The 20,624-nt window shown below is 66.9% G+C and carries 18 protein-coding genes; 11 read left to right on the top strand and 7 right to left on the bottom strand.

The genetic code is table 11. The annotated features are described in order from the left end of the window. Nucleotides 1-20: 20 nt before the first annotated feature. The 3 genes from secF to AB6806_RS25670 all read left to right on the top strand — a co-directional run bounded on the left by secF (nt 21) and on the right by AB6806_RS25670 (nt 2,380). Nucleotides 21-974 carry a protein translocase subunit SecF gene (secF, locus tag AB6806_RS25660; protein WP_142022663.1) on the top strand — a complete coding sequence of 318 codons (954 nt, stop codon included), beginning with the start codon at nt 21-23 and terminating at the stop codon, nt 972-974. 11 nt (nt 975-985) lie between these two features. Further along, the gene (locus AB6806_RS25665; RefSeq protein ID WP_038365570.1) at nt 986-1,363 is read left to right on the top strand and encodes an Mth938-like domain-containing protein; all 378 of its coding nucleotides are present in this window, start codon (nt 986-988) and stop codon (nt 1,361-1,363) included. Nucleotides 1,364-1,471: 108 nt separating this feature from the next. Further along, nucleotides 1,472-2,380 carry a phytoene/squalene synthase family protein gene (locus AB6806_RS25670; protein WP_142022664.1) on the top strand — a complete coding sequence of 303 codons (909 nt, stop codon included), beginning with the start codon at nt 1,472-1,474 and terminating at the stop codon, nt 2,378-2,380. Between the two features lie 95 nt (nt 2,381-2,475). Here the strand turns inward: AB6806_RS25670 and trmFO are convergent, their stop codons facing one another. Together trmFO and AB6806_RS25680 are read right to left on the bottom strand one after the other, a co-directional pair. Beyond that, on the bottom strand, nt 2,476-3,897 hold the full coding sequence (gene trmFO / locus AB6806_RS25675; RefSeq protein WP_370955823.1) for a methylenetetrahydrofolate--tRNA-(uracil(54)-C(5))-methyltransferase (FADH(2)-oxidizing) TrmFO: 1,422 nt from the start codon (nt 3,895-3,897) through the stop codon (nt 2,476-2,478). Nucleotides 3,898-4,137: 240 nt separating this feature from the next. Further along, the gene (locus AB6806_RS25680; protein ID WP_081925531.1) at nt 4,138-4,293 is read right to left on the bottom strand and encodes a DUF1127 domain-containing protein; all 156 of its coding nucleotides are present in this window, start codon (nt 4,291-4,293) and stop codon (nt 4,138-4,140) included. Between the two features lie 592 nt (nt 4,294-4,885). Between AB6806_RS25680 and AB6806_RS25685 the strand changes: the two genes are divergently transcribed. Continuing rightward, complete coding sequence (locus AB6806_RS25685) at nt 4,886-5,227, top strand: hypothetical protein (RefSeq protein WP_112763203.1); 342 nt, start codon at nt 4,886-4,888, stop codon at nt 5,225-5,227. A 69-nt stretch (nt 5,228-5,296) separates the two neighbouring features. Here AB6806_RS25685 and AB6806_RS25690 read toward each other — a convergent pair whose 3' ends face one another. Beyond that, entirely contained in the window at nt 5,297-7,699 is a 2,403-nt protein-coding gene (locus tag AB6806_RS25690; RefSeq protein WP_370955824.1) for a heavy metal translocating P-type ATPase, read from the bottom strand. A 314-nt stretch (nt 7,700-8,013) separates the two neighbouring features. On the opposite strand from AB6806_RS25690, the gene AB6806_RS25695 reads away from it, so the two are divergent. Next, a complete protein-coding gene (locus AB6806_RS25695; protein WP_113254072.1) occupies nt 8,014-9,207 on the top strand; it encodes a CaiB/BaiF CoA transferase family protein in 1,194 nt (397 codons plus the stop codon). A gap of 11 nt (nt 9,208-9,218) precedes the next feature. Continuing rightward, complete coding sequence (locus AB6806_RS25700; RefSeq protein ID WP_370955826.1) at nt 9,219-10,001, top strand: enoyl-CoA hydratase/isomerase family protein; 783 nt, start codon at nt 9,219-9,221, stop codon at nt 9,999-10,001. A 24-nt stretch (nt 10,002-10,025) separates the two neighbouring features. Here the strand turns inward: AB6806_RS25700 and AB6806_RS25705 are convergent, their stop codons facing one another. After that, nucleotides 10,026-11,351, bottom strand: coding sequence for an MFS transporter (locus AB6806_RS25705; RefSeq protein WP_370955828.1), 1,326 nt, complete (start codon nt 11,349-11,351; stop codon nt 10,026-10,028). A 181-nt stretch (nt 11,352-11,532) separates the two neighbouring features. Here AB6806_RS25705 and cyoA point away from each other — a divergent pair, with 181 nt between their 5' ends. From cyoA to AB6806_RS25730, 5 genes are read left to right on the top strand one after another with little or no spacing between them, the layout of a single operon-like run. Further along, nucleotides 11,533-12,612, top strand: a complete 1,080-nt coding sequence (cyoA, locus tag AB6806_RS25710; protein WP_081925532.1) for a ubiquinol oxidase subunit II — start codon at nt 11,533-11,535, stop codon at nt 12,610-12,612. Between the two features lie 49 nt (nt 12,613-12,661). Continuing rightward, entirely contained in the window at nt 12,662-14,662 is a 2,001-nt protein-coding gene (cyoB, locus tag AB6806_RS25715; RefSeq protein ID WP_142022671.1) for a cytochrome o ubiquinol oxidase subunit I, read from the top strand. Between the two features lie 9 nt (nt 14,663-14,671). Then, on the top strand, nt 14,672-15,307 hold the full coding sequence (gene cyoC / locus AB6806_RS25720) for a cytochrome o ubiquinol oxidase subunit III (protein WP_142022672.1): 636 nt from the start codon (nt 14,672-14,674) through the stop codon (nt 15,305-15,307). After that, nucleotides 15,304-15,699 carry a cytochrome o ubiquinol oxidase subunit IV gene (gene cyoD / locus AB6806_RS25725; RefSeq protein ID WP_038365587.1) on the top strand — a complete coding sequence of 132 codons (396 nt, stop codon included), beginning with the start codon at nt 15,304-15,306 and terminating at the stop codon, nt 15,697-15,699. The genes cyoC and cyoD overlap by 4 nt, the downstream gene beginning before the upstream one ends. After that, on the top strand, nt 15,696-16,463 hold the full coding sequence (locus AB6806_RS25730; RefSeq protein WP_465247259.1) for an SURF1 family protein: 768 nt from the start codon (nt 15,696-15,698) through the stop codon (nt 16,461-16,463). Before cyoD ends, AB6806_RS25730 begins: the two co-directional genes overlap by 4 nt. Before the next feature lie 149 nt (nt 16,464-16,612). Here AB6806_RS25730 and AB6806_RS25735 read toward each other — a convergent pair whose 3' ends face one another. The 3 genes from AB6806_RS25735 to AB6806_RS25745 form a co-directional block, all read right to left on the bottom strand. Beyond that, complete coding sequence (locus AB6806_RS25735) at nt 16,613-17,992, bottom strand: M20/M25/M40 family metallo-hydrolase (RefSeq protein WP_142022674.1); 1,380 nt, start codon at nt 17,990-17,992, stop codon at nt 16,613-16,615. A gap of 158 nt (nt 17,993-18,150) precedes the next feature. Beyond that, on the bottom strand, nt 18,151-18,915 hold the full coding sequence (locus tag AB6806_RS25740; protein WP_370955831.1) for an SDR family NAD(P)-dependent oxidoreductase: 765 nt from the start codon (nt 18,913-18,915) through the stop codon (nt 18,151-18,153). After that, on the bottom strand, nt 18,912-20,624 hold the full coding sequence (locus AB6806_RS25745; protein ID WP_142022676.1) for an SMP-30/gluconolactonase/LRE family protein: 1,713 nt from the start codon (nt 20,622-20,624) through the stop codon (nt 18,912-18,914). The genes AB6806_RS25740 and AB6806_RS25745 overlap by 4 nt, the downstream gene beginning before the upstream one ends.

The following is a 20,624-nucleotide window of genomic DNA, read 5'->3' on the forward strand; positions in this document are numbered from 1 at the left end:
CAAGCTCCAGGAGATTGGCCATGCGCCTGCTTCGTATCGTTCCCGACAATACCCGCTTCAAATTCGTCTGGTTCCGCCGGTTCAGCTATCCGATCTCGGCCGCCTATTCGATTCTGGTGCTGGCGCTCTTCCTGACGGTCGGCCTGAATTTCGGCATCGACTTCAAGGGCGGCACCTTGATCGAGATGCAGGCCAAGAGCGGCAAGATCGAGATCGCGCAAGTGCGTCAGACCGCCAATGCCCTCGGCTTCGGCGAGGCGGAGGTGCAGGAGTTCGGCGACGGCACCGAATTGTCGATGCGCTTTCCGCTCCAGGCGGGCGGCGAGGCGGCGCAGCAGGGCGTGGTGACGAAGGCGCGCGACGCTTTCGCCTCGACCTATGAGTTCCGCCGCGTCGAGACGGTCGGGCCGCGTGTCTCGGGCGAGCTGGTTCAGGCCGGCGCGCTCGGCGTCGTGCTCGCGATCATGGGCGTGCTGATCTATCTCTGGTTCCGCTTCGAGATGCCGCTCGCCATTGGCGCGATCCTCGGCACGCTGCACGACATCGTGCTGACGATGGGCTTCTTCCTGATCACGCAGCTCGAATTCAACCTGACCTCGATTGCGGCGATCCTGACCATCGTCGGCTATTCGCTGAACGAGACGGTCGTGGTGTTCGACCGCACGCGCGAATTGCTGCGCCGCTACAAGACGATGCCGATCCCGGAGCTGCTCGACCTTTCGGTCAACTCGACCCTGTCGCGCACCGCGATGACGGCGACGACGACCTTCCTGTCGCTGCTCGCGCTCGTCATCTTCGGCGGCTCGGCGATCGAGGGCTTCGCGCTCGTCATGCTGTTCGGCGTCGTGGTCTGCACCTATTCGGCGATGTTCGTCTCGACGCCGGTGCTGCTCTACATGGACGTTCGCGGCCAGGGCCAGCGCGAGGAAGCCCGCGAGAAGACGCTCGCCGGCGCCAAGCCCGAGGCCGGCTGAGACCGGCGGCCATGGCACGCTTCGAGGGCTTCGTGCCGGGGCGCTGGGCGCTCGATGCGATCGGAGCCGGTGGCTTCCGTTTCGCCGAGATGAGCCACAAGGGCTCGATCATCGCGACGCCGGCCGGGATACGGCTCTGGCCGGTGACGCAATTCTCCGAGGTCACGCTCGACAGCCTCCAGCCGATACTCGATGAGGCCGGGGCGATCGACTTCCTGATCATCGGCACCGGGCCGGACATCGCCTTCATTCCGCCGGCCTTGCGCGAGCCGCTGAAGCAGGCCGGCATCACCGTGGAAGGCATGGCGACCGGCGCCGCCGCGCGGACCTATAATGTCCTCGTCGCCGAGGATCGCCGCGTTGCTGCGGCGCTGATCGCGATCCCCTGAGATCGCGGCACGGGCCGCATCCGGCTGCGGCGTTTTGGCAGCCATGAATCGTGGGCGTAGCCCCCGCGGGGGCATTGGCCTAGACTGAGGACGAAAGCGAGGCCGGGCATGGCGGGCCGAGACGGTACGACACCGCAGGTTCAGACAGATCAGCGCGACGATAGGGTGCCTGCGCGCCTGCCGGAGGCCTATGCGCATTGCGCGGCGCTGATCCGGGAGCAGGATCAGGATCGCTATATCGCGACGCTCTACGCGCCTGAGGCGCGCCGCCACGGGCTCTTCGCGCTCTATGCCTTCAGCCAGGAGATCGCGCGGGTGAGGGCGCTCGTCAGCGAGCCGCTGCCGGGCGAGGTCAGGATGCAATGGTGGCGCGACCTGCTCGAAGGCCAGCCGAATGGCGAGGTGCAGGGCCACCCTGTCGCTGCGGCGCTGCTCGACACGGTGAAGCGCTATCGCCTGCCGATCGCGCCGCTGACCGGGCTGATCGATGCCCGCACCTTCGATCTCTATGACGACCCCATGCCGTCGCTGCGGGATCTGGATGGCTATGCGGGAGAGACTTCCAGCGCCCTGATCCGGCTCGCCTGCATCGTGCTGGCCGGCGGGCGTGACCCCGGCGGGGCGGTGGCTTGCGGCCATGCCGGCGTCGCCTATGCGCTGGCCGGGCTGATGCGCGCCTTCCCCTGGCATGCGGCGGAGGGGCAGGTCTATCTGCCGGCCGACATCCTGGCCCGCAACGGCGTGACGCGGGACGACATCGTGCGCGGGCGCGGCGGGCCCGGTGTGCTTTATACGCTCAAGGAATTGCGCGAGATCGCGCGCAACCATCTCAAGCAGCTCGCGAGCCTGAGCGACACGATTCCGCCGGCGGTGCAGGCAGCCTTCCTGCCGGTCGCGCTGGTCGAGCCCTATCTGCGCAAGATGGAAGGCAAGGGCTACGATCCCTATCGCACCATCATCGCCTTGCCGGCCTGGCGCCGGCAGTGGATCCTGTGGCGGGCGGCGCGGAAAAGCTGAAAGGCTCCGTCATGCTCGGGCTCGGACCGAGCATCTCCTCCAAAAGAGCCCCCGGCGCTGCACTTCGCTTCCAACCGGGGATGACGGTCAGCGCTTCACTCGGCCGCTTCCGCCTGCTCACTCCCGGCCCATTCCTCCATCACCTGCTTGGCGCGCGCCGTCAGCGCCTGCTTGCGGGCGAGGCTCTTGGCCGGGCCCTTGAGGCGCTTGCCGTCGGGGCCCGTCTTGGCGACGCCCTCGATCGGCGGGAACAGGCCGAAATTGATGTTCATCGGCTGGAAGGAACGCGGTCCCTCGTCGATGGTGGTGATGTGGCCGCCAGTGATGTGGTTGACCAGCGCGCCCAGCGCCGTCGTCGCGGGCGGCAGCGGCAGGTCGCGACCGAGCCGCTCGGCCGCCGCCATGCGTCCGGCGAGGAGGCCGATCGCGGCGCTCTCGACATAGCCCTCGCAACCGGTGATCTGGCCGGCGAAGCGCAGCCGCGGATCGGCTTTCAGCCGCAGCCGCTCGTCGAGCAGCTTCGGCGAGTTGAGATAGGTGTTGCGGTGGATGCCGCCGAGCCGCGCGAACTCGGCGTTCTGCAGGCCGGGGATCATCCGGAAGATCGCGGCCTGTTCGCCATATTTCAGCTTGGTCTGGAAGCCGGTCATGTTGAACAGCGTGCCGAGCGCGTTGTCCTGGCGAAGCTGCACCACCGCATAGGCCTTCACGGTCGGGTTATGCTTGTTGGTGAGGCCGACCGGCTTCATCGGGCCCCAGCGCAGGGTCTCGCGGCCGCGCTCGGCCATGACCTCGATCGGCAGGCAGCCGTCGAAATAGGGCGTGCCTTCCCACTCCTTGAACTCGGTCTTCTCGGCGGCGAGGAGCGCGTCGATGAAGGCCTCGTACTGGTCCTTGTCGAGCGGGCAGTTGATGTAGTCGGCACCGGTGCCGCCCGGACCGGCCTTGTCATAGCGCGACTGGAACCAGGCCTGATCCATGTCGATCGAGTCGAAATGGACGATCGGCGCGATCGCGTCGAAGAAGGCGAGCGAACTCTCGCCGGTCAGCGACAGGATGCCCTGCGCCAAAGCCGAGGAGGTGAGCGGGCCGGTGGCGATGACGACATTGTCCCATGTCGTAGGCGGGAGGCCGGCGATTTCGCCACGCTCGATGGTGACGAGCGGGTGAGCCTCCAGCGCGGCCGTGACGGCCTGCGAGAAGCCGTCGCGATCGACCGCGAGCGCGCCGCCGGCCGGGACCTGATGCGCGTCGCCCTTGGCCATGATCAGCGAGCCGAGCCGGCGCATCTCCCAATGGAGCTGGCCGACGGCATTGCTCGACGCATCGTCGGAGCGGAAGGAGTTGGAGCAGACCAACTCGGCCAGCCCCTCGGTCTTGTGTGCGTCGGTGCCGCGCACCGGACGCATTTCGTGGAGGATGACGGGAATGCCGGCCTGAGCGATCTGCCAGGCAGCTTCCGAGCCGGCGAGGCCGCCGCCGATGACGTGTACGGGTTGAACTGACGAGGTTGCCATGGCTCGGATGTGTCCGCAGCCGGCTTTCAGGTCAAGGGATGAATTCGGGCTGCATCATTGCGAGACGCGTAGCGGCGAAGCAATGACGGCGGGGTCAGACGGCCCCAAAATGCAAAATGCCCGCCGGGAGGCGGGCATTCGCTCTTCGACCGAAGCTCGAGGGGAGGGGAAACACGAGCCTCAGGAGAAACTACACGGAACGCACCACGCACGACGCGTGGCGGTTCGTATTCGGTCACTTCAGGCCGCGGCGTGCGAGCGGGCGATGAAGTTGATCTCCGAGCGCGAAAGGCCGAGATCGTCGAGCTCACGGTCGGTCAGACGGGAGAGCTCGCGAACGGTCTCGCGGTAGCGGAGGTAGGCGCGGATCTTGGCAGCGATCATGGTGACGAACATGGTGGTTTTCCTTGCGTGTATTCCGGAGCGGGGCGGTGCCCACAGCGACAATCTCGTTGTGCAGTGCATATAAGCCAGGCGGTCTGCCGCTTACAGAGGCTCTGCCTCAATTCCGTTATGCGCCTTACGCATGAACCATTAAGATGTCGGTTACTTTTGTGCCGTTGCCCTGCGCTGGAGACGTGCCTCGTTTCAAATGCAACCGATTTCCTGCCTATTATTTTGTCTTTCCTCCATTCGCGATCCAGGTCGAACGAACGGGTGCCTGCGTTTTGACCATGTTGCATGTGCTCACTGATGCATGGCGGGGACAGCTGAGGCTCTGCGCTGCAAAATGGAGCGATCGTCATTGTCCGGTCGCAATCGGAGGTGCCGGCCGGCAACGGAAGCCGGGCCGATTCCCGGAAGCGGCGGAGCGAGCCGCGAAGCCGATTCCGAGCCGCCCATCGGCTGCTTTTGCCGGGCAATTTGTGCCGCTTGGGCGAGGGGCGAATGGGCTCTCGCGATTATCTCACTGAAAAAGAAGGCATTTCCCCGCCTGGCGGTGCGGCCCGGGGCTTGCTGGGCATATGGATCACATCCGGAGGATGCCATGTCGGTCGCCATCTCCAGCCGGTCCCCTGCACCGGCTTCCACATTCCCGCTCGGGACGCGTTCGTCGAGCACCGCCGCGACGGAAGCGGATGGCAAGGAGGGCGATGCTTCGGCCTCCTCCTCGGTCAAGGCCGACTTCCTGAAATTCGCGCGGATGAGCCCGGAGGAGCGGGTTCAGCAGGCGGTCCTGTCGAAGCTCGGCATGACCGAGGAACAGTTCAACAAGCTCGACGCCAAGGCCAAGGGCGATGTCCTCGCCAAGGTCCGCGACGAGATCCTGCGCCAGATGGACACGAAGGGCGGGCGCCGCACCGGCACTGTCGCCGATATCAAGGTCTGAGCGGCCGCTTCTAAAGAAAGGTCCTTGGAGCCTGGGCGGCCTCGTGGTTGCGATCCAAAACAGCCCGCCTTAACTGGCCTTACCCGCGTCGAAGCGCAGCAGCCGCAGCGCATTCGCCGTGACCAGGACCGTCGCGCCGGTATCGGCCAGGATCGCGACCCAGAGCCCGGTATAGCCGAGCACGCTTGTCACCAGGAACACGGCCTTGAGGCCGAGCGCGATGGCGATGTTCGCGCGGATATTGCCCATCGCCGCGCGGGCCAGCCGGATCATCGCGGCGATGTCGCGCACCCGGCTCTTCAGCACGGCGCCGTCAGCGGTTTCCAGCGCCACGTCGGTTCCCGAGCCCATGGCGATGCCGACACTCGCCGCGGCCAGCGCCGGAGCGTCGTTGATGCCGTCGCCCACCATCATCACCGGCGTGCCGGCGGCGAGCTCCCGCAGCGCCGCGACCTTGCCGTCCGGCATCAGCTCGGCCTTGTGCTCCATGCCGAGCGCGCCGGCGATGGCGGCCGCGGTACGGGCGTTGTCGCCGGTCAGCATGGTCGCGCGGACGCCCATCGCTTTGAGTTCGGCGATGGCGGGGGCGGCATCCTCCCGCGGTTCGTCGCGCAGCGCGATCAGCCCGGCGAGCGTGCCGTCGACGATGACGGCGGCGACGGTCTTGCCGGCCGATTCCAGCGACTCGACGGAGGCCTTGGCCCAATCGTCGAATGGGGCGCGGGCCGTGGCATGGCGCGGCGCGCCGACGAACACGGCGCGGCTCCCGACCTTGCCGGTGACGCCCTGGCCGGCCAGTGCCGCCGCTTCCGCCGCCGGTGCGAAGGCGACCGCGTCGGCGCGGGCTCGCTCCAGAACGGCCTCCGCCAGGGGGTGGGCGGAGCCGGCCTCGACGGCGGCCGCGAAGGCCAGAACCTCGCGTTCTTCCCGGTCGAGGGCGACGATGTCGGTGACGCGGGGCTTGCCCTGGGTCAGCGTGCCGGTCTTGTCGAAGGCGACGAGGCCGGTGCGGGCGGCCGTCTCGATGACGACGCCGCCCTTCATCAGCAGGCCCTGGCGGGCGCCGGCCGACAGCGCGGCGGCGATGGCGGCCGGAACCGAGATGACCAGAGCGCAGGGGCAGCCGATCAGCAGCAGCGCCAGAGCGCGGTAGATCCAGACTGACCACTCGCCGGCGAAAAGGAGCGGCGGCACCAGCGCGACCAGCAGGGCGAGGCCGACGATCGCCGGCATGTACCAGCGCGAGAAGCGGTCGATGAAGCGTTCGGTCGGCGCGCGGGCCTCCTGCGCCTCCTCGACCAGGCGGATGATGCGGGCGATGGTGTTGTCCTGCGCTGCCTTGTCGACGCGCACGCGCAGCGCCGCCTCGCGGTTGACCGAGCCGGCAAAGACCGGCTCGCCGACGCCCTTGGTTTTCGGCACGGACTCGCCCGTCACCGGGCTCTCGTCGATACCGGAAATGCCGTCGGTGATCTCGCCATCGGCCGGGATGCGGTCGCCGGGACGCACCAGCACGATCTGGCCGATCGTCAGGCTGGCAGCGTCGACCTGCCGGGTGGCGCCGTTCTCCTCGACGATGGCGGTCTTCGGAACGAGGTCGCCGAGCGCGCGGATCGAGGCGCGGGCGCGATCGGCCGCCACGCCTTCGAGCACCTCGCCGACGGCGAAGAGGAAGACGACCAGTGCCGCTTCCTCGGCGGCGCCGATGAAGAGCGCGCCGATGGCGGCAATCGTCATCAGCATCTCGATGGTGAAGGGAATGCCGGAGCGTGCCGCCGCGAGGGCACGGCGCGCCACCGGCGCCACGCCGATCGCGCAGGCGACGACGAAAGCCCAATAGGCGATGTCGTGCCGGACCGTGCCGACGACCCAGGCGGCAGCGAGCAGCGCGCCCGTCACCAGCACCAGCCGGCCCTTGCCGGTCTGGTACCAGCTCACGCCGCCCGGCGTGACCTCGTGGACATGGCCTGGCAGGCCGTGGCCCTGGTCGGCCTTCGCGGCGGCTCCGGCCGATTGTCCGTGCCGGCCATGGGCGGCATGATCGTGGCCGGCGTGATTGTGGCCAGCGTGGTCGTGTCCATGATCGTGACCCGAGCAGCCGGCGCCGTCATGGGCGTGCGCGCCGTGGTCATGCGATTCATGGTCATGCGATTCCTGGGCGTGACCATGGTGGTCATGATCGTGGCCGCCGCAGCAGGGCGCCACTTCGCCTGCCGGCTTCCGAGCGGGGGCGGCCGCGAGCGCGAAGGTGGTATAGCCGAGCCCGTTGACGCGCTTTTCCACGGCGCCAGCGCTGGTCTGCGCCTCGTCGAGCGCCAGCGTCAGCGTCTCCGACATCACGGAAAGCCTGACGTCGCTGACGCCGGGCATGCGTTCCACCGCGCCGCGGATCTTCGTCGCGCAGCTCGCGCAATCCATGCCGCCGACCTTCCAGGAGAGGGTCTTCGGTTCGGATTCGGTGCGGGTCGCCATGGCCTGTCTCCGTCTGCCTTCGCTACGGGACACAGCTTCTACAAGCTGTAGCCACTTCAGGTTCAAGAGGAAAAATGATCGCCGCCGCGAACAGCGCGCCGATGCCGCGATCCCAGGCCGGCGCAACCTTGCATTGCCGCTGGTCTTGTCTCTGCATGCAGTATGCAGCTAGAAATGAATGGCTCCTCAAAGCGGGCGGACAGCCCGGCTGGGTCATTGCGGCAGGACGCGACCGATGCGCTGGCGGCTGAGCCGTTCCGATGCAGTCGGCGCGTTCCGGCCATGCGTCCGGCAGGGCAGGGAGGAAAAACGGCATGGCACAAGCCGAGCCATCGATGGCCCTGAGAGGGCTGCGGGTGCTGGACCTGACGCGGGTGCGGGCCGGGCCGACCTGCGTGCGAATCTTCGCGGATTTCGGGGCTGACGTGATCAAGGTCGAGAGCCCGCCGGGTTTCGATCCGAACGAGAACATGAGCGGCCCGCGCCTCGGCTATGACATGCAGAATCTGCATCGCAACAAGCGTTCCCTGGCCATCAACCTGAAGACGGCCGAGGGCAAGGCGATCCTGATGCGGCTGGTCGAGGAAGCCGATCTCCTGGTCGAGAACTTCCGGCCGGACGTCAAGGAACGGCTCGGCCTCGATTTCGAGACCCTGCATGCCATCAATCCACGGTTGATCCTGGTCTCGATCTCAGGCTTCGGGCAATCCGGCCCGTACCGGACGCGGGCCGGCTTCGACCAGATCGCGCAGGGCATGGGCGGGATGATGTCGGTGACCGGCCTGCCGGGGCAGGGGCCGGTACGCGCCGGCATCGCACTGGCCGATTCCTCGGCGGGGCTTTACGGGGCCGTCGGCGCGCTGGTGGCACTGCAGGAGCGGGCCCTGTCCGGCAAGGGGCAATGGGTGCAGACCTCGCTGCTCGAGGCGCAGATTGCGATGATGGATTTCCAGGCCGCGCGCTATCTCGTCGAAGGCTCGGTGCCGCCGCAGGCCGGCAACGACCATCCCTATTCCACGCCGATGGGGGTCTATAAAACCCGGGACGGCGCCATCAATCTCGGCGTCGGCGGGGAGGAGCAATGGCGCTCCTTCTGCCGGGCTGTCGAGCGGCCGGAATGGGGCAGCGATCCCCGCTTCGACAGCATGGAAAAGCGCTTCGACCAGCGCCCGGAGCTGCGGCGGATGATCGAGGAGCGCTTCGCCGCCGCCGGCAGCACGGATTGGCTCGCCGCGATGGAGGCGCATGGCGTGCCGGCCGGGCCGATCTATGCGGTCGACCAGATGTTCGACGATCCGCAAGTGCGCCATCTCGGCATCGCCAGGCCGCTGGAACACCCCCAGCTCGGGGATATCCGGGTCGTCGGCCAGCCGGTGACGCTCTCGCGCACCCCCTCCACGGTGGCGACGCCGACGCCGGCCGCCGGGGAGCATAATGACGAGGTCCTGGCCGAACTCGGCTATGACGAAGCCGGGCTCGCGCGGTTGCGGGCCGAGGGCGTGATCTGACGGAGGCCGGAGTGAGCGAAGACATTCTCTATGCGGTAGAGGGCGGGATCGGGACGATCACGCTCAACCGGCCGCAAGCGCGCAATGCCATGACCTTCGCCATGTATGAGCGGCTGGCCGAGATCTGCCGCGATCCGGTGGCCCATGGCGACCCGCGCGTCATCATCGTGACCGGCGCCGGCGACAAGGCTTTCGCCTCGGGCACCGATATCGCGCAGTTCCGTTCCTTTGCGAGCGCGGCGGATGCTCTGGCCTATGAGGAGCGGATCGAAGGCGTGATCGATGCCATCGAGCGCTGCGCCGTGCCGACGCTGGCGGCGATCTCCGGAGCCGTCACCGGTGGCGGGGCGGCCATCGCGCTCGCCTGCGATCTCAGGATCGCGACGGTGACGGCACGCTTCGGCTTCCCGATCGCGCGCACGCTCGGCAACAGCCTGTCGATGGCGAACTACGCCCGGCTCTTCGCCCTGCTCGGCCCGGCGCTGGTCAAGGACATCGTCTTCACGGCGCGGCTCGTCGAGGCGGAGGAGGGGCGCCGGGCCGGGCTCTACAGCGAATTGCTGCCGGATCATCCCGCGCTGATGTTGCGGGCGACCGAGCTCGCCACGACCATCGCCGGCCATGCGCCGCTCACCATGCGAGCGACCAAGGAGGCGATGCGGCGGCTGACGGCCGCCACGGCGCAAGCTGTCGCTGGCGAGGACTTGGTCACGCTCTGCTACACGAGCGAGGATTTCCGGGAAGGCATGGAGGCCTTCCTCGCCAAGCGTCCCCCGATCTGGCGGGGGCGCTGAGGCAGGCGGCGGAAGACGCTTCGTTCAGCCGTAGCGGGCTTCCAGCCGCCGGTCGAACCAGAGCGCGACGAGGGTGCAGATCGCGCCCGACAGCAGATAGAGCCCGACCCAGGCGAGGCCGAGCTTGCTGGAGAGCGTCAGCGCCACCAGCGGCGCGAAGCCGGCGCCGATCAGCCAGGCGAGGTCGGATGTCAGCGCCGCGCCGGTGTAGCGATACTCCCGGCCGAAGCTCGAGGCGACGGCGCCGGCCGTCTGGCCGTAGGAGAGCCCGAGCAGGCCGAAGCCGATGATGACATAGACCGTCTGACCGGCGAGGCTGTCGCCGAAGAGCAGGGGGGCGATGATGCTACCCAGGCTGAACAGGCCGATCATCAGGCCGGAGAGGATCAGCGTCCGGCGCCGGCCGATCTGGTCGGCGATCAGGCCCGACGTCATGATCGCCCCGGCGCAGACCACGGCGCCCGCCCCCTGCACGATCAGGAACTCAGAGACCGAGCGGTTGGTGAAGAGATTGATCCAGCTTACCGGGAAGATCGTGACGATGTGGAAGAGCGCGAAGCTCGCCAGCGGCACGAAGGCGCCGAGGACCAGCGTGCTGCCGCGCTTGCGGATGAGCTGCATGACCGGGCTGGGCATGAGTTCGCGCGTTTCCATGAGCTGCGCGAATTCCTGCGTCGCGACCATGCGCAAGCGGGCGAACAGCGCCACCACATTGATCGTCAGGGCGACGAAGAAGGGATAGCGCCAGCCCCAGCCGAGGAAATCCTCGGTCGAGAGCGCGCCCTCGAAGAAGGCGAACAGCCCGGCCGCGAGGATGAAGCCGATGGGCGCGCCGAGCTGCGGCAGCATCGCATACCAGCCGCGCCGATTCGGCGGGGCGTTGAGCGCGAGCAACGAGGACAGCCCGTCCCAGGCGCCGCCGAGCGCGACGCCTTGCAACAGGCGGAATGTCGCCAGGATGATGCCCGACCAGATGCCGATGGTCTCGTAACCTGGCAGGAAGGCGATCGCGGCCGTCGAGCCGCCAAGCAGGAACAGCGCGGCGGTGAGCTTGGTGGCGCGGCCATAGACGCGATCGATCGACATGAACAGCACGGAGCCGATCGGTCGCGTCAGGAAGGCGAGGGCGAAGATGCCAAAGGAATAGAGCGTTCCGGTCAGCGGATCCGCGAAGGGAAAGACCAGCTGGGGGAATACCAGCACGCAGCCCAGCCCGAAGACGAAGAAGTCGAAATATTCCGATGTCCGGCCGATGATGACGCCGAGCGCGATCTCGCCCGGGGTGACGTGATCGCGACCATGTTCGTCGGTCGGATGGCTCGATGCCGGGCTTGCCACATGGGCGCTCATTCGGGGGCTTCCTCGTTCGCGCGGAAAAGGGATAACATTCCCCCGCTCCGGACGCCATGGATGCGGCGGATAAAAGCGGAGCGTCGATCATCTGCCAATGGGACATTCTGTCCTCTGTGCAGTGCAATAGAATGCGATAGAAGGACGGCGACTTTCCGGTCACGGAGGGCTTGGTCTCTTGATGAATCGTCGTTTTCTGGCGCTGTTGCCGCTTTTCGCCCTGCTTGGGGGCTGTCAGGCGGTGCTGTTGTCGCCCTCCGGTGATGTTGCATTGCAGCAACGTAACCTCATGCTGATCTCGACGGGGCTCATGCTGACCGTCATCCTGCCGGTGATGGCGCTGACGGTGTTCTTCGCCTGGCGCTACCGCGCTTCGGCGAAGGCCGAGTACGATCCGGACTGGAATCACTCGCTGCCGCTCGAAGTGGTGATCTGGGCGGTGCCGCTGCTGATCATCGTCATTCTCGGTGCGCTGACCTGGATGGGCACGCATCTGCTCGACCCCTATCGGCCGCTCAACCGCATCAGCGCGACGGCGCCGATCGCGACGCCGCAGGGCGGCGAGGCGCAGGTACGCAAGCAGCCGCTCGTCATCCAGGTCGTGGCGCTCGACTGGAAATGGCTGTTCCTCTACCCGCAGCAGGGCATCGCCTCGGTCAACGAGGTGGTGGCGCCGGTGAACCAGCCGATCGAATTCCGCATCACCGCCTCCTCGGTGATGAACTCGCTCTTCATCCCCGCGCTCGCCGGCCAGATCTATGCGATGCCGGGCATGCAGACCAAGCTCAACGCCGTCATCAACCATGCCGGCGATTTCGAGGGCTTCTCGGCGAACTATAGCGGGGAGGGCTTCTCCGGGATGCGCTTCCGCTTCCGTGGTGTCGAAGGCAACGGATTCGAGGACTGGGTGAAGGCTGCGCGCGACAAGGGCGACAAGCTCGGCCGCGAGGAATATCTCGTCTTCGAGCGGCCGAGCGAGCGTGAGCCGGCCCGCCAGTTCGGCAGCGTCGCGCCCGATCTCTACGACGCCATCCTCAACATGTGCGTCGACCGCGCCAAGATGTGCATGCGCGACATGATGGCGATGGATGCCAAGGGCGGCGGCGGCAAGGAGGGCATCTCCACCGTCATGGCGCTCGAATACGACAAGTCGGTGCGCCGGGGCGGCGCGCCCCTGCCGCCGCGCCCCTTCGTCACCGCGATCTGCACGCCGGCCGATGTCTACGGCAAGGGCGGCGTGACAGCCCAAGTCGCGAATTGAGCCGCCAATTGAACGGCCGCCTGGCCAAGCCTAGCGATCCGAGGAAGCCATGAATTCCTATCCCGACTGGTGGAAGCTCGTGTTCGGACGCTTCACGCTCGAGGCGATTCCGTATCATGAGCCCATCCTGCTCGCGACCTTCGCTGGCGTGGTGATCGGCGGCCTCGCGCTCATCGCGCTCATCACCCGGATGAAGGCCTGGGGCTATCTCTGGCACGAGTGGTTCACCAGCGTCGACCACAAGAAGATCGGCATCATGTATATGGTGCTCGGCATCGTCATGCTGCTGCGCGGCTTCGCCGACGCGCTGATGATGCGTGGGCAGCAGGCCATCGCCTTCGGCGCGAACGAGGGCTATCTGCCACCACATCACTACGACCAGATCTTCACGGCGCATGGCGTGATCATGATCTTCTTCGTGGCGATGCCGCTGGTCACGGGGCTGATGAACTATGTCGTGCCGCTGCAGATCGGCGCGCGCGACGTCGCCTTCCCCTTCCTCAATAATTTCTCGTTCTGGATGACCGTCGGCGGCGTCGTGCTGGTCATGGCCTCGCTCTTCGTCGGCGAGTTCGCCAAGGTCGGCTGGCTCGCCTATCCGCCGCTGTCGGGGGCCGCCTACTCGCCCGGGGTGGGCATGGACTACTACCTCTGGGCGCTCCAGATCGCGGGCGTGGGCACGACGCTGTCGGGCATCAACCTGATCGCGACGATCGTGAAGATGCGCGCGCCCGGCATGGACATGATGAAGATGCCAGTCTTCACCTGGACGGCGCTGTGCACCAACGTGCTGATCGTGGCGAGCTTCCCGATCCTGGCCAGCACGCTCGCGCTGCTGACGCTGGACCGCTATGTCGGCACCAACTTCTTCACGAACGATCTCGGCGGCAACCCGATGATGTACGTGAACCTGATCTGGATCTGGGGGCACCCGGAGGTCTATATCCTGATCCTGCCGGTCTTCGGCGTCTATTCGGAGGTGGCCTCGACCTTCTCCGGCAAGCGGCTCTTCGGCTATACCTCGATGGTCTATGCGACGGTGGTCATCACCATCCTGTCCTACCTCGTCTGGCTGCACCATTTCTTCACGATGGGCTCGGGCGCCAGCGTGAACTCCTTCTTCGGCATCACGACGATGATCATCTCGATCCCGACGGGCGCGAAGATCTTCAACTGGCTGTTCACGATGTATCGCGGCCGCATCCGCTTCGAATTGCCGATGATGTGGCTGCTCGCCTTCATGCTGACCTTCGTCATCGGCGGCATGACCGGCGTCATGCTGGCGGTGCCGCCAGCCGATTTCATCTTGCACAACAGCCTGTTCCTGATCGCGCATTTCCACAACGTGATCATCGGCGGCGTGGTCTTCGGCGCCTTCGCCGGCATCACCTACTGGTTCCCGAAGGCCTTCGGCTTCAAGCTCGACGAGTTCTGGGGCAGGCTCTCCTTCTGGTTCTGGGTGATCGGCTTCTACGTCGCCTTCATGCCGCTCTATGTGCTCGGCCTGATGGGCGTGACCCGTCGGGTGAACCATTTCGAGGATCCGTCGCTGCAGATCTGGTTCGTGATCGCGGCCTTCGGCGCCGTGCTGATCGCGCTCGGCATCCTCTGCTTCCTCATCCAGATCGGCGTCAGCATCCTGCGTCGCGAGCAGTTGCGCGACACGACCGGCGATCCCTGGGATGGGCGTACGCTGGAATGGTCGACCTCCTCGCCACCGCCGGCCTATAATTTCGCCTTCACGCCCGTCATCCACGACCATGACACCTGGGCCGACATGAAGAAGCGCGGCTACCGGCGACCGCTGACCGGCTTCAAGCCGATCCACATGCCGAAGAACACCGGCGCAGGCCTGATCATCTCCGCCTTCGCGACGATCTGCGGCTTCGCGCTGGTCTGGTACATCTGGTGGCTGGCGGCGCTGGCCTTCATCGCGGTGATCGCGACGGCGATCGCCCATACCTTCAACTATAACCGGGACTTTCACATCCCGGCCGAGACGGTCCTGCGCGAGGAGAATGCGCGCACCGAGCAACTCGGGCAGGCCTGAGGGATGACGATGACCACGGCGACAGCGCTGGACACCGACAAGGCCGACATCCCGGTCTTCCACGTCACGGAAGACGAGCACGAGCACTCCGGCGGCTCGACCATGCTCGGCTTCTGGATGTACCTGATGAGCGACTGCCTGGTTTTCGCAGTCCTCTTCGCGACCTTCGGCGTGCTCGGGCGCAACTATGCGGCGGGGCCTTCCGGCGCCGATCTGTTCGACCTCAAGCTGGTGGCGGTCAACACCACCATGCTGCTGCTCTCCTCGATCACCTACGGCTTCGCCATGCTGGCGATGGACAAGGGGCGGCAGGCCGCGGTGCAGGGCTGGCTGGCGGTGACCGGCCTGTTCGGCCTCGCCTTCATCGGCATCGAGCTCTACGAGTTCCACCACATGATCCTGGAGGGCGCGACGCCGATGCGCAGCGCCTTCCTCTCCTCCTTCTTCACGCTGGTGGGCACGCACGGGCTGCACGTCACCTTCGGCCTGATCTGGCTCACCGTGCTGATGGTGCAGGTCAAGCAGCGCGGCCTGATCGAGGCCAATCGCCGCCGTCTGATGTGCCTGAGCATGTTCTGGCACTTCCTCGACGTCGTCTGGATCGGCGTCTTCTCCTTCGTCTATCTGATGGGCGTGCTGAAATGAGCGGATCGCAGGACCACTCCGGAGCCCACGCCGAAGCGCATGGCGCCGGCCATGACGATCACGGCGCCTCGCATGCGACGCTGCGCGGCTATCTCACCGGCTTCGTCCTCGCGGCCATCCTGACCGCGATTCCGTTCTGGCTGGTGATGGGCGACGTGCTCGGCAACTCGACCGTGACGGCGCTGGTGGTCATGGCCTTCGCGGCGGTGCAGATCGTCGTCCACATGGTCTACTTCCTGCACATGAATTCGCGCTCGGAAGGCGGCTGGACGATGATGGCGCTGATCTTCACCATCGTCATCGTGGTGATCGCGCTCTCGGGCTCGCTGTGGGTGATGTACCACCTCAACAGCAACATGATGCCGATGGCGCCCGGCGACCACCCGATGTGAGGGCGTCGCCATGGCCGCCCCCGGCACAGGCCGAGGCCGGCCGGCCATCGCCGGCACGCCGGGTTGCCCTTCTCGGCCTCACCGGCCTGCTCACGCTCGTCTTCGCCGGGCTCGGCCTCTGGCAGGTCGAACGGCGCAGCTGGAAGCTCGATCTGATCGCGCGCGTCGATGCGCGCATCCACGCACCGCCGGCCCCTGCGCCGGGGCCGGAGGATTGGGCGGGCATCGCCGGGGACGAGTACCGGAGGGTCGCGCTGGAAGGGCGCTATCTTCCCGGGCCGGAGACGCTGGTGAAGGCCGTGACCGAGAAAGGACCCGGCTTCTGGGTTCTGGCGCCGTTCCACACCGCGCGCGGCTTCACGGTTCTGGTCAATCGCGGCTTCGTGCCGGAAGACCGGCGCGAGCCAGGAGAGCGCAGCGATGCGGCGGCGCGCGGCGAGACGCATCTCGTCGGGCTGCTGCGATTGAGCGAGCCGGGCGGCGGGTTCCTGCGCAGCAACGACGCGGCCGGCGGGCGCTGGTATTCACGCGATGTCGCAGCGATTGCCGAGGCAGGCGGACTCGGCGAGGTCGCGCCTTATTTCGTCGATGCGGATGCTGCCTCCGAGCCCGGCCCTCTGCCACTGGGCGGGCTGACGGTGGTCAGCTTCCGCAACACGCATCTGATTTATGCGCTGACCTGGTTCTGCCTCGCGGGGATGAGCGCCTGGGCCGGGCTTTACGTCTTGCGCAGGCGTGCGGAAGAGGAGCCGTCTGCCTCATAGGTTCGAGGTGCTTCCAGGGTGGTTCGGAAACACGCCGTCATTCCGTGCTTGACCCGGAATCCATCGCAGAGCGCGGAGGCCTATGATGGATTCCGGATCGGCGCCGCTTCGCGGCTTGTCCAGAATGACGTGGAAATTTGGGCTGGCGCTTAGTGCCGGCTTGGCATCTGCCCAAGCTCGTGCAGCAGCGCAGCACCCGTCCGCAAGCCGCTGTAGAAGCAGTCCAAGGTCATGTTCTCGTTCGGGGCGTGATTGGCCTCGTCATGGTTCGCATAGGGCGTGACGTAAGCCGGGATGCCGAGGATCTTGGTGAAGACGTAGTTCGGCAGGCTGCCGAAGCCGGCCGGGATCAGCAGCGGTTCCTCGCCATGGGCGGCGACGAAGGCACGGCGCAGCGGCGCGGTATAGGCCGAGGCGATCTGCGTCTTCGAGGGCTGCATGCCCATCTCCTCGGCGATGAACTCAACCTCGGGCGCATGCTTCTCCACATGCGCCTTGACCTTGCGCAGGATGTCTTCGGGATCCTGTGCCTCGACGAGGCGGATATCGCACTTCACCAGCGCCTCGTTCGGCAGCACGGTCTTGGTACCCGGCCCGCCATAGCCGCCATGGAAGCCGTTGATCGTCAGCGTCGGCTGGAAGCAGAGGCGGTCGTAGAAGGGGCGGTCGAGCGGCGCGTCGAGCCGGGTGAGGCTCAAACCCTGCTTGAAACCTTCGATATCGAGCGGCAGGCGCTTGATCGCCTCGATATCCTCGGCAGTCGGCGGCTCGACGTCGTCATGCAGCCCCTCGATGGTGATCTCGCCATCGGCGTTCTTCATCGTGGACAGCAGATGGACGAGCGTCCAGATCGGGTTCGGAACGACGCCGCCGAAATTGCCGGAATGGACGTCGCGGCTGGCATGGCGGCAGCGCAGCTCGAAGGAGACGACGCCACGGGAGCCGAACTTGATGCTCGGCTTGCCGCTGGCATGGCGCGGGCCGTCGGCGGTGACGGAGAGGTCGGCCTTCAGCAGATGCCGGTTGGCGCGCGCGAAGCCGGCGATGTTCGGACTGCCGATCTCCTCCTCGCCCTCCAGCAGCAGGATGACGTTGCAGGGCAGTTCGCCATGGACCTTGAGATGCGATTCGATGGCGAGGATCTGGGCGAAGTGCTGGCCCTTGTTGTCGCCGACGCCGCGGGCATAGAGGCGCCCGTCTCGGATCGTCGGCTCGAAAGGCGGCGAAAGCCATTTGTCGAGCGGGTCGGCCGGCTGCACATCGTAATGGCCGTAAAGCAGCACGGTCGGCTTGCCCGGCGCCTTCTCCCAGCGCGCGACCACCATCGGATGGCCTTCGGTCGGCACGAGGCTGGTTTCGAGGCCGATCTTCGTCAGCATGCCCAGCAGCAGATTGCCGACCTCGGTGATGCCGATGTTCTCGGCGCTGATGCTGGGGTGGCGCAGATAGTCGATCAGGCGGTCGAGGAAGGCGGCCCGGTTCGCCTCGATATGATCGAAGACTGCGGCCAATGCGTCGGAGGTAGCCATGAGAATGCGCCTGGAACTCGGGGAAGCGCCGGCCGGAAGGCGAGGCGCGAGCAGCCGACGACAGCCGGCACACTCAGACTAGGATGGGCCGGCAGGGCGCTCAAGCTCGGTCGGGGCATGGCCGGGGTGCGGCGGCATGCAGCTTCGGCGCGTCGTCGTCAGACGCTCCCTGCGTCGACGATGAAGTTCTGGCCGGTGCACATGCGCGAGGCATTGGAGGCGAGGAACAGGATCATCGCGGCAATATCCTCGGGCTCGATCGCGCCCTTGATCGCCTGCTGCTCCTGGGCCTCGGCCCAGCGCTCGGGCGTCAGGCGCTCGGCGCGCTGGCGCGGCGTCATCACCCAGCCGGGCGTGACGCAGTTGACGCGGATGCGGTCCTTGCCGAGTTCGCGCGCCAATGAGCGGGTGAAGCCTATGACCGCCGATTTCGCGGTGGTGTAGGCGATGAGATCGGCCGAGCGCTTCATCCAGGAGGTCGAGCTCAGATTGACGATCGTGCCGCCGCCGAGCGCCGCCATCTCGGGCGCGAGCTTCTGGGCGAGGAACATCATCGGCCGCAGGTTCACGGCGAAACGGTCGTCCCAGTACTCCGGCGTCACGCTCGCGAAGGCGTGCCGCTCGTCATGGCCGGCATTGTTGACGAGGATCGTGGCCGGACCGAGCCTCGTCTTGAGGACATCGACAGCGGCCAGGGCAGCCTCGATGTCGCGCAGATCGGCGCAGGCGAAGGCCACATCGGCGCCTGTTGCTCGCAATTCGGTTTCGAGCGCCCGGCCGGCATCGATCGCGATGTCGATGAAGCCGACGCGGACTCCCTGGCGGGCCAGTGCGATGACGGTGGCTCGGCCGATCCCGTCGGCCCCGCCGGTGACGAGGGCGGTGCGGCCCTTGAGGTCCGGATAGGTGGCTTCGACCGTCATCCTGCGAAGCTCGTCGAGGGCAGGCCGGGGACCGGCGCGGGCGCAGCGAAGAGGCCGCCGGAGAAGGGCGCTTCCGCCAGCACGCGGGAGGGCAGGCGAATGCGGGCCGTGGTGATGAAGAGGGTCGAAAGATCGGCGCCACCGAAGGCGAGGCTGGTCGGGCGCGGCACCGGCAGGCGGATATCGCGGTCGCGGCGGCCATCCGGGGTGAAGCGGCGCACGCACCAGCCGTCCCAGAGCGCGCACCAGATGAAGCCTTCGCTGTCCACGGCGAGGCCGTCCGGACGGCCTTCAGCAGGGTCGATCTCGGCAAAGATGCGGCGCCTGGAGACGGCGCCCGAGGCCATGTCGAAGTCATAGGCGTAGATGCGGCCGGGCGCGCTGTCGGTGAAGTAGAACATGCGGCCGTCGGGGCTCCAGTCGAGGCCGTTGGCGACGCGGAAGCCGCCATCGGCCCGCTCCCAGCTCAGATCGCCGTTGATTCGATAAAGCGAGCCGGTCGGCTTGCTCGCATCGAGGCTCATCGATCCCGCCCAGAGCCGGCCCTGCCGGTCGCATTTGCCGTCGTTGAAGCGGTTGTCAGGCAGGTCGTTTTCCGGGTCGACGAGGGGCGACAAGGCGCCGCTGGCGAAATCGAAGCTTTCCAGCCCTTCCTGCGTCAGCGCCGCGAGCCCGCCCTGCCGCCTCTCGATAACGGCGGAGACGAGGCGCGGCAGCTTGACCTCCTGATTGGTCCGCGTCGCCGGGTCGAAGCGGTGGACCGCCGGGGCGAGGATATCGACCCAGTAGAGGCGCTGCTCGGCGGCCGACCAGAGCGGGCCTTCCGCCAGATGCGCGCCCCAGGGCAGCACGCATTCGGCGTCGCTCTCGCTTTGCCGGTGGGCGGGTGAGGGCGGCGCGATGCTGTTGGGCGGAACCGCACCGACATTGCCGGAGATCTGGCGCGCGGCGGCCATCAAGTCGCGGCCTGTCGTGTGGAGGCGATCGTTCGACAGCCGCGTCGAAGGGCCGAACACGCCGATGGCGGCCACCGCTCGCCCGGTATGGTCGAAGATCGGCGCCGCCGCGGAGGACACTCCTGGCAGATGCTCTTCCTGCGAAACGGAGTAGCCGCGCACCTGTGCGAGAGCGAGATCAGCGAGGAGCGCGTCCTCCGTGGTGATGGTCGCAGGAGTGTACGATTCGAGCGTGATCGCATCGAGCAACGCCCGGCGTTCATGGGGGGCCGCGAAGGCGAGCAGCGCCTTGCCGCCGGCCGTGCAATGCAGAGGCGCACGGCGTCCCGCCTCGATGCGGAAGCCGAAGGCGCCGCCGCGGCTGCGCTGGTCGATATAGAGCACCTCGCCGCCATCGATGGCGCAGAGCGCGACCGTCTCGCGGGTTTCCTCCGCCAGCCGCTCCAGCATGGGCGCGGCAGCGCCGCGCAGATCGAAGGATTCCCAGACGCGATGGGCGAGCTCGAACAGCCTGTGGCCGAGCCGGTAGGTGTTGTCGCTGTCCTCGTGCCGGATCAAACGGAAGAGCAGCAGCGTGTTGAGCAGGCGGGCGAGCGTGCCCTTGGCGAGCCCGGTCGCCGCCTGCAGATCCTTGAAGCGCGGCGGCGTCGGGTGCTCGCCGATGACCTCGAGCAGATAGAGGCCTTTGGCCAGCGCGGCGGCGCCGACCGGGACGTCGCGCTCTTTCGGGGGCAGGACGCGCTCTTCCTGCAT

The organism is Allobosea sp. RCC_152_1, assembly GCF_041360765.1.
Classification (GTDB): Bacteria; Pseudomonadota; Alphaproteobacteria; order Rhizobiales; family Beijerinckiaceae; genus Allobosea; species Allobosea spartocytisi.